Below are 2,188 nucleotides of genomic sequence, written 5' to 3' on the forward strand. Positions count from 1 at the left end.
CCGAGCTGAAGTATCCACTGGCGATGTTGTGGCCCCCTCCACTCACCGAGCTGATGTATCCACTGGCTATGTTGTGGCCCCCTCCGCTCACCGAGGAATAGATATGAAGGGCGGTGTTGCTTGCGCCCCCACTCACTGAGGCGAAGTCAGCGGTGATCCGGTTCTGAAAACCTGCCACGAAACCGCCGAAGGAGCTGTATTCATGGTTTTGTCCCACGACCAGGTTGTGTGACCCCGAGCGGGGATAGTTCTCCGTATTCTCGTTGTAGCCAAGGATCAGGTTCCCCCGGCCGTTGATAACCCCATTGGTCGCGCCGCTGCCGCTGAGTATCTGTAGGTTGTAGCCACTCAGGACATAGGTGGTGCCATCGGCGCTCAGGGTGAAGGGAGAGTTCCCACCCGTTCCCGCAGGTCCTTGTGGTCCCGCGGGTCCAATAGGCCCAGCAGGCCCCACCGCGCCATCAGCTCCTGGGGATCCCGCAGGCCCCGCAGGCCCCGTTGCACCGTCCGCCCCAGCAGAACCGGCGGCCCCAGTTGCGCCAGTTGCCCCGGTCGCTCCTTGTGGCCCCGCAACTCCAGCAGGGCCAGCGGGACCTTGAGGGCCAGCGAACACAGGAACCAATGCGTGCACGGTGTCGGAAGTATTGCCGAGCCCACCTGCCACGGAACTGATGAACCCGGGCGAGGTGTTATACTCGCCGCCGTTGATCGCTGAGTACTGGCCACTGGCCGTATTGGCGTGTCCGCCATGAACCGAGGCTGCTCGGGCTATGGCGACATTGCTCTGCCCACCCGTGACCGCCGAATAGATATCGCTTGCTGTGTTGTTGTACCCGGCGACCACAGAGGCAAATGGCCCCGTGATCTGGTTCCGTTCTCCTGCCACGATTCCGCCAAAATTCGCATAGCCATTATTGGCACCTACCACGAGGTTGTGCGAGCCAGTCTTCGCGAAACTGAAATTGTTTTCGTTGTAGCCGACGATGAGGTTGCCTTTCCCGTTGATCGCTCCACTGGTAGCTCCGCTGCCGCTGACGATCTGGACGTTGGTTCCGGTGAAGAGGGTTGTGGTGCCGACGACGCTCATGAACTGTGTCTTGGCCTGTAGCGCCGCGATTTGTGCGGCAACACCCCCTGCCTGAGCGGTGGCCTGCCGGGCGCCGGGCACAAGCCACACGGCCCCCACAGTGACGGCGACGGCGAGCCCAGTCTGCACCCGCCAGCGAATCCGCTCTAGGGCGAAGCGCTCTGCAAGCGCGTCGTGCTGCTCCTCGATGGCCTGGAGGCGCGTCAGTAGCTCCTCCGGGCTCGGTACCGACGATAAAGTCTCGGACATAATTCCACTCCTAATTTTCAAATTTCCCAAACGGGTTGCTGCACTCACGCGCGACGCGCGAAGAGTGCTGTCTCTTCGATGGAATCAGCCTACGGTGCGACTCTCCCAAAACTCTCCCAACGCGGTCGCTGCTTGGGCAAAATGCCCCTATTTAGGGCTTTCCCCTCGCGATTACAAACTCTATAATTCCTGGGAGAGTTTTGGGAGAGAAGTAGCTTATACTCTTCCTGAAGCTAAACCCGTCCTATCAGGCGGGACAGAAAACGAGGATATGATGAAAGTACACGTTCGATCTTTACCGCTCGCTGTTGGGGCGCTCCTTCTGGGAGTTGCCACGGCACAGGCACAGACAACCACGCGCGTTTCCGTTGCCACGGGTGGGGGGCAGGCCAATGGGGAAAGCCCGTACGCGGGCGCTAAGCTCAGCGCCAACGGTCAGTTTGTGGCGTTTCGCTCCGTGGCGACCAATCTCATCGGGGTAGGCAACGACAACAATATGGTCTCCGACATCTTTGTCCATGACCGGGCAACGGGCTTCACGGAGCGTGTTTCCGTTGCGACGGGTGGGGCGGAGGCGGTGGGCGGAAACAGCAACAACCCGAGCATCAGCGCCGATGGCCGCTATGTTTCGTTTAGCTCCAGCGCCACCAACCTGGTTCCCGGAGACATCAACAATGCTAACGATGTCTTTGTCCATGACCGTTCGACGGACACGACGACGCTCGTCTCCGCCGATGCCAGCGGTGTGCCGGGGAATGCCCTAAGTGACTCGTCGGCTATCTTCGGCGACAGCAATACTAATACTGTCATTGTCGCGTTTCGCTCACTTGCTACCAACCTCGTGGGCAGCCC

At 60.2% G+C, this 2,188-nt stretch carries 2 pseudogenes; one reads left to right on the forward strand and one right to left on the reverse strand.

Going from position 1 to position 2,188, the window contains the following annotated elements:
• Positions 1-1,336: pseudogene (locus ACH2EH_RS03995) on the reverse strand (hypothetical protein); the annotation flags it as partial.
• Between the two features lie 271 nt (positions 1,337-1,607).
• Between ACH2EH_RS03995 and ACH2EH_RS04000 the strand changes: the two are divergent.
• Positions 1,608-2,188 (forward strand): annotated as a pseudogene (locus ACH2EH_RS04000) (hypothetical protein); the annotation flags it as partial.

Origin of the sequence: Armatimonas sp. (genome assembly GCF_043760365.1) — a bacterium.
Lineage (GTDB): Bacteria > Armatimonadota > Armatimonadia > Armatimonadales > Armatimonadaceae > Armatimonas.